General features: G+C 72.5%; 1 protein-coding gene. It reads left to right on the top strand.

The features are described 5' to 3' along the window. Positions 1 to 25: 25 nt before the first annotated feature. Positions 26 to 18,607 (top strand): SDR family NAD(P)-dependent oxidoreductase, encoded by an 18,582-nt coding sequence (locus tag ABIE67_RS20320; protein WP_370259261.1) that lies wholly within the window; start codon positions 26 to 28, stop codon positions 18,605 to 18,607.

Raw genomic sequence — 18,607 nt, 5'->3', positions numbered from 1 at the left:
AACAATAGGTAGGGCGTACTCGACCATGGTTGAATTCCAAGCTGACACGTCGATATCGACCGAGGCGATCGCCATCGTCGGTATGTCCTGCCGACTGCCGCACGCGGGGAACCCCGCGCAACTGTGGCAGCTGCTGCGCGACGGCCGCAGTGCGATCGGCGCGCCCCCGGCAGGCCGCCCCGAACTGCCCTCTCGGCCGGGAGGCTATCTCGAGGACGTCAGCGGCTTTGACGCAGGCTTCTTCGGCATCAGTCCGCGTGAGGCGTCGTCGATGGACCCGCAGCAGCGGCTGATGCTCGAGCTCGCCTGGGAGGCACTGGAGGACGCCAGGATCCTCCCGTCCGATCTTGCCGACAGCCGGACCGGCGTCTTCGTCGGCGTCATCGCCGACGACTATGCCGCCCTCACGCGTCAGCACGGGGGCGAAGGCATCACCCGCCACACCCTGACCGGCCTCAACCGCGGCGTCATCGCCAACCGGATCTCCTACACCCTGGGTCTGCACGGACCGAGTGCGGCCGTGGACACCGGCCAGTCCTCCTCACTGGTCGCTGTGCACCTGGCAGTCGAGAGCCTGCGCCGCGGCGAGTCCACCATGGCCATCGCCGGCGGTGTCAACCTCAATCTGGTGCCGGACAGCACCACCGGCGCCGAGCGGTTCGGCGCACTGTCACCAGACGGCCTCAGCTTCACTTTCGACGCGAGGGCGAACGGATATGTACGCGGTGAGGGCGGCGCGTTCGTCGTGCTCAAGCCGCTGCACGCCGCCGTAGCAGACGGCGACCCGGTCTACTGCGTGCTGCACGGCAGCGCGATGAACAACGACGGGACCACCGAGGGCCTCACCGTCCCGAGCCCGGCCGGCCAGCAGGATGTCCTGCGGCAGGCGTACGAGCGTGCCAACGTGTCCGCGGAGCAGGTGCAGTACGTCGAACTGCACGGCACGGGTACCAAGGTGGGCGACCCGATCGAAGCGTCGGCTCTGGGCGCGGTGCTCGGTGACGGCCGCGTGGACGGAGCCGAGCTTCGGGTCGGATCGGTGAAGACCAACGTCGGACACCTCGAGGGTGCCGCCGGCATCGTCGGCCTGCTGAAAGCGGCGCTCTGCATCCGCCACCGCGAGCTCGTGCCGAGCCTGAACTTCGAAACCCCCAACCCGGACATTCCGTTCGACGAGTTGAAGCTCGCCGTACAGCGAAGCCCCGAGGCATGGCCGCGGCCGGACGAGCCGCTCTACGCAGGTGTCAGCTCGTTCGGTGTGGGCGGTACGAACTGCCACGTCGTGCTGTCGGACTGGCGCACCGAGTCGGCCGCGGAGGAGGAGGCGCCCGGCGCCGAGTCCGGCCCGGGTGTGGTGCCGTGGGTGGTGTCGGGCAAGTCGGCTGAGGCTGTGGCCGGTCAGGCAGGGCGGCTGGCGTCGTTCCTGGAGGAGCGGCCCGAGCTGGATGCCACGGCGGTGGGGCGCTCGCTCACGGTGTCGCGTGCTCGTTTCGATCACCGTGCGGTGGTCGTGGGGGAGACGCGCGAGGAGCTGCTGGCGGGTGTTCGGGCGTTGGCCGCGGGTGTACCTGCGGCTGGTGTGGTGACGGGTCGCGCGGTGCCGGGTGGCTCGGGCAGGACGGTGTTCGTGTTCCCGGGTCAGGGTTCGCAGTGGCAGGGCATGGCTCTGGAACTCTTCGACTCCTCTCCGGTGTTCGCCGCCCGGCTGGTGGAGTGCGAGCGGGCGCTGGCGCCGTTCACGGACTGGTCGCTGCTGGACGTCCTGTGCGGTGCGGAGGGTGCGCCCGGTTTCGACCGGGTGGACGTGGTGCAGCCGGCGCTGTGGGCGGTGATGGTGTCCCTGGCGGCGTTGTGGCGTTCGGTGGGCATCGAGCCGGATGCGGTGGTCGGCCACTCGCAGGGCGAGATCGCGGCGGCCGTGGTTGCCGGTGCGCTGTCGCTGGAGGATGCGGCGAAGGTCGTGGCGTTGCGCAGCCGGGCGATCGTGAAGCTGGCGGGTACGGGTGGGATGGTCTCGGTGGCCCTGCCGGCCGACGAGGTCCGCGAGCTCATCGCCCGTTGGGACGGCGCGATCGACATCGCCGCACACAACGGCCCCGTGAGCACGGTCGTCTCCGGCGACCCGGAGGCCCTGGCCGACCTCGTCGCTCAAAGTGAGGACGGGGGATACCGCGCCCGCACCGTTCCGGTCGACTACGCCTCTCACTCCGCCCACGTCGACCTGCTGAAGGACGAGCTGCGGGAGCTGTTGGCCGGCGTCACGCCGCGTACCGGTGACATCAGGTTCTTCTCCACCGTCACCGGGCAGCCGCTGGACGGCACGGAGCTCGACGGCTCGTACTGGTTCCGCAACCTCCGCCAGACCGTCCGGTTGGAAGAGGCCACCCGTGCTCTGCTCGGCGACGGGCATCACGTCTTCATCGAGGCCAGCGCCCACCCGGTGCTCACCTCGGCACTCAGCGACACGGCCGCCGAGGCCGGCGTCGACGGCACTGTTGTCGTCGGATCCCTGCGGCGCGACGACGGTGGCCAGGATCGTTTCCTGACCTCGGTCGCAGAGGCGCATGCCAACGGTGTGGAGGTGGACTGGGAGCGCTTCCTGCCTGGTTCGGGTCTGGTGGATCTGCCCACGTACGCCTTCCAGCGTGAGCGTTTCTGGCTGGAAGGTTCGGCGACCGGGCCGGTCCAGGTCCGGACCGCCGCGGCACAGCGGAGCGGTCCGAAGCGGTCCGCGCCGCGCGGCGATGAGCTGGAGCTGGTGCGTGCGCACGTGGCGGCAGTGCTCGGCCACGGATCGGCGCGCGACGTGGACATCGACACGACCTTCAAGGACCTGGGCTTCGACTCCGTCTCGTCCGTCGAGCTTCGGAACGCGCTGAACAGGGCCACCGGGCTGTCGCTGCCTTCCGGCCTCCTTTTCAACCACCCGACCCCGGCCGTACTCGCCGAACACCTCAGTGGTCAGCTCCTCGGCCTGGACCAGGGCCAGGATGACAACGAGTACGAGGCCATGGCCCTTGACGAGCCGATCGCGATCGTGGGCATGGCATGCCGGCTGCCGGGAGGGGTCGCCTCTCCGGAGGACCTGTGGCGTCTGGTCAGCAGCGAGGTCGACGCGGTCGGTGGATTCCCGACCAACCGGGGCTGGGACCTCGATTCGCTCTTCACCCCCGATCCGGACAGCCCCGGCAAGACCTACGCCAACCAGGGTGGTTTCCTGCACGACGCGGACCGGTTCGATGCCGAGTTCTTCGGCATCAGTCCCCGCGAGGCGGCGGCGATGGAGCCCCAGCAGCGGCTGCTGCTGGAGACGGCCTGGGAGGCCTTCGAGCAGGCGGGCATCGACCCCGCCGCGCTGCGCGGCACCCGCACCGGTGTGTACGTGGGCGTGACGGCACAGGAGTACGGGCCGCGGCTGCACGAGCCGTCCGGGGGATACGACGGCTACCTGCTGACGGGCAACACCGCCAGTGTGGCCTCGGGCCGGCTGGCCTACACCTTCGGTCTTGAGGGCCCGGCGGTGACGGTCGACACCGCCTGCTCGTCCTCGCTCGTCGCGCTCCACCTCGCCGCGCAGTCGCTGCGCCAGGGCGAGTCCTCCGTGGCCATCGCCGGCGGTGTGTCCGTCATGGCCACGCCCGGCATGTTCGTGGAGTTCTCCCGGCAGCGCGGGCTGTCGCCGGACGGGCGTTGCAAGGCGTTCTCCGCGTCGGCGGACGGTACGGGCTGGGCCGAGGGCGTGGGTCTGCTGGTGCTGGAGCGGCTGTCGGACGCGGAGCGCAACGGGCACCAGGTGCTCGCGGTGATCCGTGGTTCCGCCGTGAACCAGGATGGTGCGAGCAACGGTCTGGCGGCCCCGAACGGGCCTTCGCAGGAGCGGGTCATCCGCGCCGCGCTGGCCAACGCCCGCCTGTCGGCGTCCGAGGTGGACGCGGTGGAGGCGCACGGCACTGGCACCAAGCTCGGCGACCCGATCGAGGCGCAGGCGCTGCTGGCCACCTACGGCCAGGACCGCGAAGAGCCGCTGCGACTCGGCTCGCTGAAGTCGAACATCGGTCACACGCAGGCCGCGGCGGGTGTCGCGGGCGTGATCAAGATGGTCATGGCCATGCGTCACGGGGTTCTCCCGGCGACGCTGCACGTGGACGAGCCGACCTCGCACGTCGATTGGTCGGCCGGCGCGGTGGAGCTGCTGACGCAGGACCAGGAGTGGCCGGAGCTCGACCGTCCGCGCCGGGCGGGCATCTCGTCCTTCGGCATCAGCGGTACCAACGCACACCTCATCGTCGAGCAGGTCACGGAGATCGAAGCTCCGGTGGCGGAGCTGCCGGTGCCGGGCCCGGTGCCGTGGGTGGTGTCGGGCAAGTCGGGGGCCGCTCTGTCGGAGCAGGCGGATCGGCTGGTGTCGTTCCTGGAGGAGCGGCCGGAGCTGGACGTCGTGGCTGTGGGCCGTTCGCTGGCCGTGTCGCGTGCCCGTTTCGATCACCGCGCGGTGGTCGTGGGGGAGACCCGTGAGGAACTCCTCGACGCTCTGCGGGCGCTGACCCCGGGCGAGGCCGTCTCGGCGGGTTCGGTGGCGTTCCTGTTCTCCGGGCAGGGCAGTCAGCGTGTGGGCATGGGCCGTGAGCTGTATGCGGCCGAGCCGGTGTTCGCGGCTGCGTTCGACGAGGTTGTCGGGGCGTTGGACGTCCACTTGGACCGTTCGCTCGCCGCGGTGATCGAGGGCGAGCCGGAGCTGCTTCAGCGGACGGTGTTCACGCAGCCGGCGTTGTTCGCGGTCGAGGTGGCCCTGTTCCGCCTGCTGTCTCATTACGGGGTGACCCCGGATTATCTGGTGGGTCATTCGGTGGGTGAGCTGGCGGCGGCCCATGTGGCGGGTGTGCTGTCGCTTGAGGACGCCGCGCGTCTGGTGTGTGCGCGGGCGCGCCTGATGGAGGGGGTTGCCGAGGGCGGGGCGATGGTTGCCCTGAACGCGGGTGAAGCGCGCGTCGCCGGGTGGCTCGAGGGTCGTTCCGGAGTGGATGTGGCCGGGGTCAACAGCCCTGCCGGCACCGTGATCTCGGGTGACGAGACGGCAGTGCTCGAAGTCCTGGAGCTGGCTCGCGGGGAGGGTGTGAAGGCGACGCGGCTGAAGGTGAGCCACGCTTTCCACTCCGCGCACCTGGACGGAATGCTGGCGGAGCTCACCGAGGTCGCCCGGACTCTGACCTATTCGGCTCCCCGGATCCCGGTCGTTTCGAATGTCACCGGTGAGGTGGTCGAGGAGTTCACCGCCGAGTACTGGGCTGTTCAGGCCCGTTCGGCGGTCCGTTTCGCCGACGGCATCGCCACGCTGGCCGGTCTTGGTGTGACGGCGTTCGTGGAGCTGGGTCCCGACGGGACGCTCGCGGCTCTGACGGGCGAGTGCCTGGCCGACACCGAGGGCGTCGTCGTGGTTCCGGTGCTGCGCAAGGACCGTGCCGAGAAGCGTTCCCTCCTCGCCGCCCTGGGCGCTGTGCACGCACAGGGTGTGGGTGTGGACTGGGAGCGGTTCCTGCCGGGTTCCGGTGTGGTGGAGCTGCCGACGTATGCCTTCCAGCGTGAGCGTTTCTGGCTGGATGCGCCGCGTTCCGGTGATGCGGCGGGTCTGGGTCTGACGGCTGTGGATCATCCGTTGCTGGCTGCGGTGATCACGGAGCCGGATGGTGACGCGGTGCAGTTCTCGGCTTCGGTGTCGTCGTCCTCGCATCCGTGGCTGGCCGATCACGCGATCGGTGGGACGGTCCTGGTCCCGGGGACGGTGTTCCTGGAGCTCGCGGGCACCGCGGGCGAGCAGCTGGGTTACGCCACCGTCGAGGAACTCACCCTCCAGGCACCCCTGATCCTCCCGGAGAAGACGGGCGCTCAGCTGCGGCTGACCGTCGACCGGGCCGACGCGCGCGGCGATCGTCGGTTCACCGTGTACTCGCGGATCGGCGAAGAGCAGTGGACCGCCCACGCGGCCGGCCTGCTCACGTCCTCCGTCCCCTCGCCGGGCGTTTCCCTGGACCAGTGGCCCCCGGCCGACGCCACCCCCATCCCGCTGGACGGCGTCTACGACCGCCTCGACGACCTGGGCTACGGCTACGGGCCGGCCTTCCACGGCCTGCGCGCCGCCTGGCGCGCCGGCGACGACCTCCTCGCCGAGGTCGCCCTGCCCGACCAGCTCCACACCGAAGCCGCGCGCTTCGGTGTGCACCCCGCCCTCCTCGACGCGGTCCTGCACCCGCTCGTGCTGGAGGCCGCGGCCTCGGCGCAGGACGACGGCACGATCCGTCTGCCGTTCTCGTTCTCGGGCTTCGTGCTGCACGCGGTCGGTGCCACGGTGCTGCGCGTCCGCTGGACCCGTACCGGCCAGGACACGGCCCGTCTCGCTCTCGCCGACGGCGCCGGCGCTCCGGTGGCGGCCATCGAGTCGGTCGCCCTGCGGCCCATAGCCCGCGATCAGCTCGCCGTTGCCGGCCCGGCCGTGGAGTCCCTGTACCGGGTGGCCTGGGAGGCCGTCCCGGCGGCCGAGCCGGTCGCCGACCAGCGGTGGGTCCGGCTGGGCGAGGCGCCCTACGCCGACCTCGCCGCGCTCGGCGCCGCGATCGACGCCGGATCTGCCGTACCGGAGTTCGTGGTGATCGGGGAGCAGGAGCTCGTCGCCGGCACGACCGGTGACGTACTCGACCAGACCCACGCCACGGCGGCGCACGGGCTGGAGACGGTGCGGGAATGGCTGGCCGCCCCGCAGTTCGCGGAGAGCCGCCTAGTCGTCGTCGTGCCGGACGGCGCGCTGCACACGGCCCCGCTCGTGGGTCTGATCCGTACCGCGCAGACCGAGCAGCCCGACCGACTGGTCCTCGCCCACGTGGACGAGGGCGGTCTGGAGCTGTTGCCTGCCGTGTTGGCATCGGGTGAGCCCGAGGTGGCGGTGCGGGGCGGCGAACTGTTCGTGCCGCGTCTGACGCGTGCCGCGGGTGTCGTGGCGGGTGCGGTGGAGGATCTGGATCCGGCGGGTACGGTCCTGGTGACCGGTGCTCTGGGTACGTTGGGCCGTCTGGTGGCGCGGCGGTTGGTGACGCATCACGGTGCGCGGCACCTGCTGCTGGTGTCGCGTCGCGGTGGTGGGACTCCGGGTGCCGCCGAGTTCGTGGCGGAGCTGGCGGAGTTGGGTGCGCGGGCTCGGGTGGCGGCGTGTGACGTGTCGGACTTCGACGCGCTGGCGGGTCTGCTGGACGAGGTCGCGGTCGAGCGTCCGCTGACTGCCGTGGTGCATACGGCGGGTGTCCTGGACGATGCGACGGTCGCCTCGCTGTCGGCCGGTCATCTGGAGCGGGTGATGCGTCCGAAGGTGGACGCGGCCTGGAACCTCCACCGCCTCACCGAGTCCCTCGGCCTCGCCTCGTTCGTCATGTTCTCGTCCATCGCGGGTCTCATGGGCAACGCCGGCCAGGCCAACTACGCGGCCGCGAACACCTTCCTCGACGCCCTCGCGCAGCACCGCCGCGCCCGGAACCTGCCCGCCACGTCCCTCGCGTGGAGCCTGTGGGACAGCGCCGACGGCATGGCCGCAACCCTCGCCGACTCCGACGTCGCGCGGTGGAAGCGGAGCGGAATCGTCCCGCTGACCCCGGAACTGGGTCTCGATCTGTTCGACGCGGCGCTAGCCTCGGCGGAGCCGCTGCTGGTCCCCGCCGAACTCGACCTGGGCGCCCTGCGCGCCCGGGCCGCGGAGAACGCGCTCCCCGAGTTGTTCACCGGCTTGGTCCGCGTCCGGCGCCGGCAGGCGGCCGGCGCCGCCGACGGCGCCGACCCGTCGTGGGTCCAGCGGCTGATCGCGCTGGCCGCGGAGGAGCGGGCGCAGGCCGTACTCCGGACCGTACGGGAGACCGTGGGGCTGGTTCTCGGGCACGGGGCCGACGCCGGCATCGACCCGGCCAAGGCCTTCATGGACATCGGCTTCGACTCCCTCACGGGTGTCGAACTGCGCAACCGGCTCAACTCGGTGACCGGGCTGCGACTGCCCACCACCCTCGTGTTCGACCATCCGTCGCCCCAGGCGGTGGCGGACTTCCTGCTGGACCGGCTCGACGCGACCGGAACGGCCGTCGTCCCGTCGGTGGCCGCCCACGCCCCGGGACTGGACGAGCCGATCGCCGTGGTCGGTATGGGGTGCCGCTACCCGGGCGGGGTCTCCTCGCCGGAGGACCTGTGGCGGCTCGTGGCGGAGGGCCGGGACGCGATCGACGAGTTCCCGTCCGACCGCGGCTGGGACGTGGAAGGCCTCTTCGACCCAGACCCCGAGAAGATCGGCAAATCGTACACACGCAAGGGCGGATTCCTTTACGAGGCCGCCGAGTTCGATGCCGAGTTCTTCGGTCTGAGTCCGCGTGAGGCGATCGCGACCGACCCGCAGCAGCGTGTGCTGCTGGAGGTCGCGTGGGAGGCGCTGGAGCGTGCGGGAGTCGACCCCGCCTCGCTGCGCGGTTCCTCGACCGGTGTCTACGCGGGTGTGATGTACAACGACTACGGGTCGCGGCTGGGGAGTGCTCCGGAGGGCTTCGAGGGGCATTTGCTGACGGGCACGATCTCAAGTGTCCTGTCGGGCCGGGTGGCTTACACGTTCGGCTTCGAGGGGCCGGCGGTGACGCTGGACACGGCGTGTTCCTCGTCGCTGGTGGCGGTGCACCTGGCCGCTCAGGCGCTGCGCCAGGGCGAGTGCTCGATGGCACTCGCCGGCGGTGTCACCGTGATGTCCACGCCGACGACCTTTGTCGAGTTCTCGCGTCAGCGTGGTCTGTCGCCGGACGGGACCTGCAAGTCGTTCGCGGCTTCGGCGGACGGCACGGGCTGGGCCGAGGGCGCGGGCATGCTGGTGCTGGAGCGGCTGTCGGACGCTCAGCGGCTCGGGCACGACATCCTTGGTGTGATCCGTGGTTCCGCGGTCAACCAGGACGGTGCGAGCAACGGCCTCACCGCCCCCAACGGGCCCTCGCAGGAACGCGTCATCCGCCAGGCCCTCGCCAACGCCCGCCTCGCTCCGCACGAGGTGGACGCGGTCGAGGCGCACGGCACCGGTACCCGGCTCGGTGACCCGATCGAGGCCAACGCGCTGCTGGCCACCTACGGCCAGGACCGCGAAGAGCCGCTGCGTCTGGGATCGATCAAGTCGAACATCGGTCACACGCAGGCTGCCGCGGGTGTCGCGGGCATCATCAAGATGCTGATGGCGATGCGTAACGGGGAGCTTCCGCCGACGCTGCACGTGGACGAGCCGACACCGCACGTCGACTGGTCGACGGGTGCGGTGGAACTGGTCACCGAGCGTCGGCCGTGGCCGGAGGTGGCGCGTCCGCGTCGCGCGGCCGTGTCCTCGTTCGGTATCAGTGGTACGAACGCGCATGTGCTCCTGGAGCAGGGCCCGGAGCCGGTCGTGGCCGGTGAGCCGGTGGTGGCGGGGCTTCCGCTGGTGGTCTCGGCGAAGAGCGAGGCGGCCCTGGCGGCGCGTGCCGGCCAGGTGCGTGAGCTGCTGGCCTCGGAGATCGTCGACCCGGCGCGGGTGGCTTCGGCTCTCGCGACCCGGGTCCCGCACCTCCCCCTCCGGGCGATGGTTTCGGGCGCCGGCCGGGACGAGCTGTTGGCGGGTCTCGAGGCGCTGGCCTCGGGTGGGTCCGCGGCCAACCTGGTGCAGGGCGCGGTCACGGGCTCGGGCAGGACGGTGTTCGTGTTCCCGGGTCAGGGTTCGCAGTGGCAGGGCATGGCTCTGGAACTCTTCGACTCCTCTCCGGTGTTCGCCGCCCGGCTGGTGGAGTGCGAGCGGGCGCTGGCGCCGTTCACGGACTGGTCGCTGCTGGACGTCCTGTGCGGTGCGGAGGGTGCGCCCGGTTTCGACCGGGTGGACGTGGTGCAGCCGGCGCTGTGGGCGGTGATGGTGTCCCTGGCGGCGTTGTGGCGTTCGGTGGGCATCGAGCCGGATGCGGTGGTCGGCCACTCGCAGGGCGAGATCGCGGCGGCCGTGGTTGCCGGTGCGCTGTCGCTGGAGGATGCGGCGAAGGTCGTGGCGTTGCGCAGCCGGGCGATCGTGAAGCTGGCGGGTACGGGTGGGATGGTCTCGGTGGCCCTGCCGGCCGACGAGGTCCGCGAGCTCATCGCCCGTTGGGACGGCGCGATCGACATCGCCGCACACAACGGCCCGCGTTCCGTGGTGGTCGCCGGAGAGGTGACCGCGCTCGAGGAACTGGTCGCCCACTGCACGGACAACAACATGCGCGCCAAGCGCATCCCGGTCGACTACGCCTCCCACTCCGCGCACGTCGAAAGCCTGCGGGACGAGCTTCTCGACGCCCTGTCCTCGCTCACCCCGCGCGCCGTCAAGGTGCCCTTCCTCTCCACCGTCACCGGGCGGCCGCTGGACGGCACGGAGCTCGACGGCTCGTACTGGTTCCGCAACCTCCGCCGGACCGTCCAGCTGGAGGAGGCCACCCGGACCCTGCTCGACCAGGGCCACCGCGTCTTCATCGAGGCCAGCGCCCACCCTGTGCTGACCGTCGCGCTCCAGGAGACGATCGACGACACGTCGTACGACAGTGCCGTCACCGTGCCCTCGCTCCACCGTGACGAGGGTGGACTCGACGACTTCCTCGCCTCCGCGGCGCAGGCCCACGTCTCGGGCGCCCCGCTCGACTGGGCTGCCGTGGTCGGCGGCCCCGGCGCGGTCGTCGACCTGCCGACCTACCCCTTCCAGCGCCGGCGCCACTGGCTGGAGGGCCCGGCGACGGCCGGGGACGCGGGCGGGCTCGGCATGGCCGCCGAGCGGCACCCGCTCATCGGCGCCGCGCTCTGGACGGCCGACCAGGACAAGCTGGTCCTGAGCAGCAGGATCGCCCTGAACACGCAGCCCTGGCTGGCGGACCACGCCGTGGCCGGCACCGTGCTGCTCCCCGGTACCGCCTTCGTGGACCTCGCCATCCGGGCGGGTGACCACACGGGCCTCGACCAGCTCGACGAGCTGACCCTCCAGGCACCGCTGGTGCTGGCCGGCCGCGGCGCAGTACAGCTCCAGGTCGTGGTCGACGCCCCGGACGAGGAGGGCCGGCGCGCGCTGTCGGTCCACTCCCGCCCGGAGCCCGAGTCCGACGACGCCGCGATCCACCCGTGGACCCTGCACGCCACCGGCGTACTGGGTCACGCGGAAGGGCGTGCGGGCGTACCGGCCGACACCGCCTGGCCCCCGGCCGGCGCCGAGCCGGTCGACCTGACGGCGGCGTACGACACGCTCGCCGAGCGGGGCTTCCAGTACGGACCCGTCTTCCAGGGCCTGCGGGCGCTGTGGCGCGCCGGCCGGGAGATGTTCGCCGAGGTCGCGCTCCCGAAGGACGTCCCCCCGGGCGAGTTCGGGATCCACCCGGCCCTCCTCGACGCCGCCCTGCACCCGCTGGCGCTCGCGGAGGACGGCCGCCTGGCGCTGCCGTTCGCCTGGACCGGCGTCCGGCTGCACGCGGTGAACGCCGGCGTGCTGCGCGTACGGATCACCCAGGAGGGCTCGGGTGCCGCGCTGTCCCTCACCGACGCGAGCGGTGCGCCGATCGCGTCGGTGAAGACGCTCAGCCTGCGGGCCGTGGACCCCGCGCAGCTGGCCGGCTCGGGCACCCCCCGCCAGCCGCTGCTCCAGGTGGAGTGGACGACCGCCGCCCCGGAGGCCGCTCCGGCCGCCGGATGGGCCGTCCTCGACGCCTCCGGCCACGGTCTGCCCGCCCCTCTGGGCAGCTACTCGGACCTCGCCGGCATTATCGGAGCCCCGCCGCTCGTCGTGGTCCCCTTCCCCGGCGAGGACGGCCCCGGCGCCGTGGCGCACCGGGCTCTGCGGCTGGCCCAGGAGTGGCTCGCCGAGGAGCGGTTCGCCGACTCGCGCCTGGTCTTCGTGACCCGTGACGCGACCACCGCCCGCACGGAGGCCGGACTCGGCTCGGCTCCCGTCTGGGGGCTGGTGCGTACCGCCATGGCCGAGAACCCCGACCGGTTCGGCCTGCTGGACCTGACGGACTGGGACCTCTCCGAGGCCGAGCTCGGCCGTGCGCTGGCCGTACCGGACGCGCAGGTGAGCCTGCGCGACGGGGCACTGCTCGTACCGCGGCTGGTCAGGTCGCCCACGACGGGCGACGCCGTGCCCGCCCTGAACCCCGAGGGCACCGTGCTCATCACGGGCGCCACCGGCACCCTGGGCCGGCTGTTCGCCCGCCACCTCGTCGCCGAACACGGCGTACGGCACCTGCTGCTGGCGAGCCGCCGCGGCCGGGACGCGGCGGGCATGCCGGCGCTGGAGGCCGAACTCACGGCCCACGGAGCCGACGTGTCCGTGGTCGCCTGTGACACGGCCGACCGCAGGGCGGTCGCCGCGATGCTGGACGCGATCCCCTCGGAGCACCCGCTCACCGCGGTCCTGCACACCGCCGGCGTCCTCGACGACGGCACGCTGCACGTCCTCACGGCCGAGCAGCTCGACACCGTACTGCGCCCCAAGGTCGATGCCGCCCGGCACCTGCACGAGCTGACGGCCGGCCTGGAACTGGACGCGTTCGTCCTGTTCTCCTCGCTGGCCGGTACGGTCGGCACCGCGGGACAGGCCAACTACGCCGCGGCCAACACCTATCTGGACGCCCTCGCGCACCACCGCCAAGCCCTGGGCCTGCCCGGTACGTCGCTGGCCTGGGGCCTGTGGGCCGAGGGCAGCGGGATGACCGGTCACCTGACCGACGCCGACCTCGCCCGCATGTCCCGGGGCGGCATCGCCCCCATCGGCAGCGAGCAGGGGCCGGCGCTGTTCGACGCGGCCCTCGCGACCCGTCGGCCGGTGCTCGTTCCGGCGCTGCTCGACTACACCGGACTGCGGGCACAGAGCGAGGACGGCACCCTGCCCGCGCTCTTCCACGGCCTGGTGCGCCCGGCGCGGCGCGCCGCCGTCGGCGAGCAGGCGGGCGGGAACTCCCTCCAGGAACGCCTGGCGCCCCTGGCCCCCCAGGACCAGGAGCGCGCGCTGCTGGAACTGGTCCGCGGCGTGGTGGCCTCCGTACTGGGGCACACCGACGCCGACCAGGTCGCGCCCGACCGGGCCTTCAACGAGCTGGGCTTCGACTCGCTCAAGGCGGTGGAACTACGCAACCGGCTGAACGCGGCCGCAGGTCTGAAGCTGCCCGCGACGCTGGTGTTCGACTACCCGAGCACGGTCGAGCTGGCCGGCTTCCTGCGGACCGAACTGCTCGGCTCGGCCGCCGCGACGGCCGAGGCCGAACCGGTCGCCGGTGCCTCCGACGAGCCGATCGCGATCGTCGCGATGGCCTGCCGCTACCCGGGCGAGGTCAGCTCCCCGGAGGAGCTGTGGGCGCTGCTGTCCGACGAGCGGGACGCCATCGGCCCGTTCCCGGACGACCGCGGCTGGGACCTGGACGGCCTGTTCGACGCGGACCCCGACCACGTGGGCACCTCGTACACCCGGCACGGCGGATTCCTCTACGAGGCGCCGCAGTTCGACCCCGAGCTCTTCGGGGTGAGCGACCGGGAGGCCACCGCCATCGACCCGCAGCAGCGCCTGCTGCTGGAAATCTGCTGGGAGGCCTTCGAGCGCGCGGGCATCGACCCGACCTCGCTCAAGGGCAGCCAGACCGGTGTGTTCGCCGGTGTCATGGCCAACGACTACGCGGCACGCCTGAAGGACGCCCCCGAGGCCTTGGAGGGCTACCTGGCGGTCGGCAGCACGGTCAGTGTCGCCTCCGGCCGCGTCGCCTACACCTTCGGCCTGCAGGGACCGGCGATCACCGTCGACACCGCCTGCTCCTCCTCGCTCGTCTCCGTCCACCTCGCCGCGCAGGCGCTGCGGAACGGCGAATGCGGGCTGGCCCTGGCCGGCGGTGTGACCGTGATGGCCGCGCCCACCCTGTTCGTGGAGTTCAGCCGGCAGCGCGGCCTGGCACCGGACGGCCGGTGCAAGTCCTTCTCCGCGCAGGCGGACGGGGCGGCCTGGGCCGAAGGCGCCGGAATCCTCCTGCTGGAGCGGCTCTCCGACGCCCGGCACAACGGCCGCCGGATCCTCGGCGTGATCCGCGGAACCGCCGTCAACCAGGATGGTGCGAGCAACGGCCTCACCGCCCCCAACGGCCTCTCCCAGGAGCGGGTGATCCGCCAAGCCCTGACCAACGCGGGCCTGACCACCGCGGACGTCGACGCGCTGGAGGCCCACGGCACCGGCACCACGCTGGGCGACCCGATCGAGGCCCGGGCCGTACTCGCCACCTACGGGCAGGAGCGTACGTCGCCCCTCCTGATGGGCTCCCTGAAGTCCAACATCGGACACTCCCAGGCCGCCGCCGGTGTGGCCGGCGTCATCAAGATGGTCATGGCGATGCAGCGCGGGGTGCTCCCCAAGAGCCTCCACATCGACGAGCCCAGCCCGCACGTGGACTGGTCCGCCGGCGAGGTGGAACTGCTCACCGAGGCGGTGCCGTGGCCCGAGTCCGAGCGGCCGCGCCGGGCAGGCGTGTCCTCCTTCGGCATCAGCGGTACCAATGCCCACGTCATCGTGGAGCAGCCGCCGGCCGAGGGGACGGTCCCGCCGGCCGAGCCGATGCCGGTCGTGCCGCTGCTGCTGTCCGCGCACAACGACGCGGCCCTGCTGGCGCAGGCCGACCAGGTGGGCGCGGCCCTCGCCGGCACCGCGCAGCAGGACCTGGCGTCGACGGGCCGGACCCTGGCCGTCGGCCGGGCCGGACTGCCGCACCGCGCCGTGGTGGTGGCCTCCACCGCCACCGAAGCGGTCGACGGATGCGCGGCACCGACCGTGCGGGGCACACCCGTGGACGGCCGTACGGCCTTCCTCTTCACCGGTCAGGGCAGCCAGCGACTCGGCATGGGCCGGGAGCTGTACACCGCCTACCCCGCCTACGCCGAGGCCCTGGACGCCGTATGCGAAGAACTCGACCCATGGCTGGAAACGCCGCTGCTCGACGTCCTCTTCGGTGCGGACCCGGCGCCGCTGGACCAGACCGGCTTCACGCAGGCTGCCCTGTTCGCAACCGAGGTCGCGCTCTTCCGGCTCCTCGAAAGCTGGGGCGTACGGCCGGACTTCCTCGCGGGCCACTCCATCGGTGAGCTGGCCGCCGCGCACGTCGCCGGCGTCCTCTCACTGGCGGACGCGGCGCAGCTCGTCGCGGCCCGCGGCCGGCTGATGCAGGAACTGCCCGGCGGCGGCGCGATGCTCGCCGTGCAGGCCGCGGAGCAGGAGGTGCTGCCGCTGCTCGCCGGACGGGAGGACCTGCTGGACATCGCCGCCGTCAACGGCCCCGCCTCCGTTGTGCTCTCGGGCGACGCGGAAGCCGTCGAGGCCATCGGAGCCGAACTCTCCGCCCAGGGACGCAAGACCAAGCGGCTGCGCGTCAGCCACGCCTTCCACTCCCCGCACATGGACGCGATGCTGGACGAATTCCAGACGGTCGCGAAGGGGCTCACGTTCGCCGCGCCCACGATCCCTATCGTCTCCACCCTGACCGGGCAGTTGGTCGGCGCCGAGGAACTGACCACGCCCGAGTACTGGGTCCGGCACGTCCGCCGGCCCGTGCGCTTCCTGGACGCGGCACGCGCCCTGGAGGCCGAAGGCGTACGGACCTTCCTGGAGCTCGGCCCGGACGGCGTGCTCAGCGCGATGGGGCAGGACTTCCTCGACGCGGGATCACTCCTGGTCCCGGTGGTGCGCGGCGGGCGCCCCGAGCCGCACACCGCCGTTACCGCCCTGGCCCACGCCCACGTACGGGGCGTGCCGGTGGACTGGCGCGCACTGTTCGGCGAGAACGCCGGACCGGCCGCGGACCTGCCGACCTACCCCTTCCAGCGCCGGCGCTACTGGCTCGCGGAGGGGCCCGGGGGCGGCGACGTCACCTCGGCCGGACTCGACTCCGCACGGCACCCGCTGCTCGGGGCCGCGGTTTCGCTCGCCGACTCCGACGGTGTCCTGTTCACCGGCCGGATCTCGGCCCGCAGCCACCCCTGGTTCGCCGATCATGCCGTCGCCGGCACCCTGCTGGTCCCGGGCACGGCCCTGGTGGAGCTCGCGCTCCACGCGGGCGCCGCACTCGGCTGCGAGCGGCTGGAGGAACTCGCCCTCCAGGCACCCCTGGTCCTTCCCGACGAGGGTGCGCTCCAGCTCCAGATCACCGTCGGCGGCCCCGACGGAGAAGGCCGCAGGCCCGTCGCCGTCCACTCGCGCGGGGACCAGGAAGGCGACGTCTGGAACCGGCACGCCACCGGAACCGTGGTGGCCGCCGTTCCCGGCGGCCCCGAACCCGACCTCGCGTCCTGGCCTCCGGCCGGCGCCGAACCCCAGCCGGTCGAGGACCTGTACGACCGCCTCGCCGACCAGGGCTACGCCTACGGCCCCGCCTTCCAGGGCCTCCAGGCGGCATGGCGTTCGGGCGAGGACCTCTACGCCGAGGTACGGCTGTCCGTCGACCCTGATGGATTCGCCCTGCACCCGGCACTGTTCGACGCCGCGCTGCACGCACTGCTCCTGGAGGAGTCGGCCGAGCTACGGCTGCCCTTCTCCTTCGGCGGCGTCCAGCTGACCGGGTCCCGGACCGGCACCCTGCGGGTCAAGCTGTCGCCCGGCCCGGACGGAACGGTCGCGGTCGGCATCGCCGACGAGACGGGCGCGCCGGTCGCCGGCGTCGCATCGCTCGCCCTGCGGGCCCTGCCGGCGGGGACCGCGCTGACCCGCCCCTCCGACCAGCACGTGTACGCGGTGGAGCGGGCCGGGGTGGAACTTTCCACCGGTGGCGACACGACCATCGCGGTCCTCGGCGACGCCGATTTCGGACTCGCCGCCGCGCACCACGCCGACCTCGCCGACCTGGCCGCCTCGACGGCGGACGGCGCGCCCGCACCCGACGTGGTCGTCCTTCCGGTGCGCCCGGCCACCCCGCAGGAGACCGGCCGGGTCACGGAGGAGGTGCTGGCGGTACTGCGGCAGTGGCTCGCCGCCGACGCGCCGGCCGGAGCGCGGCTCGCCGTGGTCAGCACCGGGGAACTGGCGCACAGCGCACTCTCCGGGCTGATGCGGACCGCCGCGTGGGAACACCCGGGACGTTTCCAGCACGTGATCACGGACGGCCTGCCGGCCGGCCGCGAGCTGCTGGCCGCGGCCCTGGCCGACCCCCGACCGCAGCTCGAACTGCACGAGGGACAGGCCTACGTGACCCGGCTCGCCAAGGTCACCCACCCGGTCCGGACCCCGGACGCCGACAACGCGTTCGACCCGGAGCGCACGGTGCTGATCACCGGTGGCACCGGCGCCCTCGGAGCCCAGGTTGCCCGGCACCTGGTGACCGCCCGCGGCGCCCGTCGCCTGCTGCTCACCAGCCGGCGAGGCGGGGCGGAGGACCTGGTCGCCGAACTGACGGCGCTCGGCGCGGAGGTACGGGTCGCGGCATGCGACGCGGCCGACCGCGACGCGCTGGCCGGGCTGCTCGCCTCGATCCCGGACGAGCACCCGCTCACCGCGGTCGTGCACGCGGCCGGAGTCGTCGAGGACGCCACGCTGGAGGCCACGAGCCCGGAGAGCCTCTCCCGGGTCCTGCGGCCGAAGGTGGAAGCCGCCTGGAACCTGCACGAGCTGACCGCCGGACTGGAGCTGACGGACTTCGTCCTCTTCTCGTCCGTCGCCGGCCTGGCGGGCAACGCCGGACAGGCCAACTACGCCGCCGGCAACACCTTCCTGGACGCGCTCGCCGAACACCGGCGCGCCGAGGGCCTGCCCGCCGTGTCCCTCGCGTGGGGAATGTGGCAGGACGGCATGGCGAACGACCTCGACCGTGCCGACCGGGCCAGGCTCGCCCGCAACGGGATCCTGCCGATGCCGGCCGACCGGGCACTCGCGGCCCTCGACACGGCCCTGGCCGGAGCCGAGGCACCACAAGCCGACGGCGAGGCGGCGACCCGACCGGTGCTCGCACCGGTGGCACTCGACCTCGCGGCACTGCGGAGCCTCGGGGACGCACTGCCCGAGCTGTACCGGGGCCTGGTGCGCACCGAGCGCCGCGCCGGCCGGCGTGCCTCCGCGCCGGCGGAGATCCCGCTGGCGCAGCGGCTCACGGGCCTGGACGTGGAAGAGCAGCAGCAGCTGCTGCTCGACCTCGTCAGGGAACAGGTCGGCATCGTCCTGGCCCATCCGGCCCCGCGGACCATCGACGTCCAGCGCGGACTGCTGGACCTGGGCTTCGACTCCCTCACCGCGGTCGAACTGCGCAACAGGCTGAACACCCTCACCGAACTGCGGTTGCCCAGCACGCTCGTCTTCGACCACCCGACCACCCAAGCCGTCGCCGAACACCTGCGGGGCGAGCTGGTCGGCGAAGCAGCAGACCCGGTCCAGGCGGCCCTGGACGCACTTGAGGCCGCGCTCTCGGCCGTCGGCCCGTCGGACGGCGACGGGCCGGCAGGAACGTACGCCGCGCGACTGCGCGGCCTGCTTCGGACGGTGGACGACGGCCCCGACGGCGCCGACCTCGACCTGGCGACCGACGACGAACTCTTCGCAGCACTTGACAACGAACTCGGCAGGTAG

This window comes from Streptomyces sp. V4I8 (genome assembly GCF_041261225.1).
GTDB lineage: Bacteria > Actinomycetota > Actinomycetes > Streptomycetales > Streptomycetaceae > Streptomyces.
This window is presented reverse-complemented; position numbering and strand designations above follow the sequence as displayed.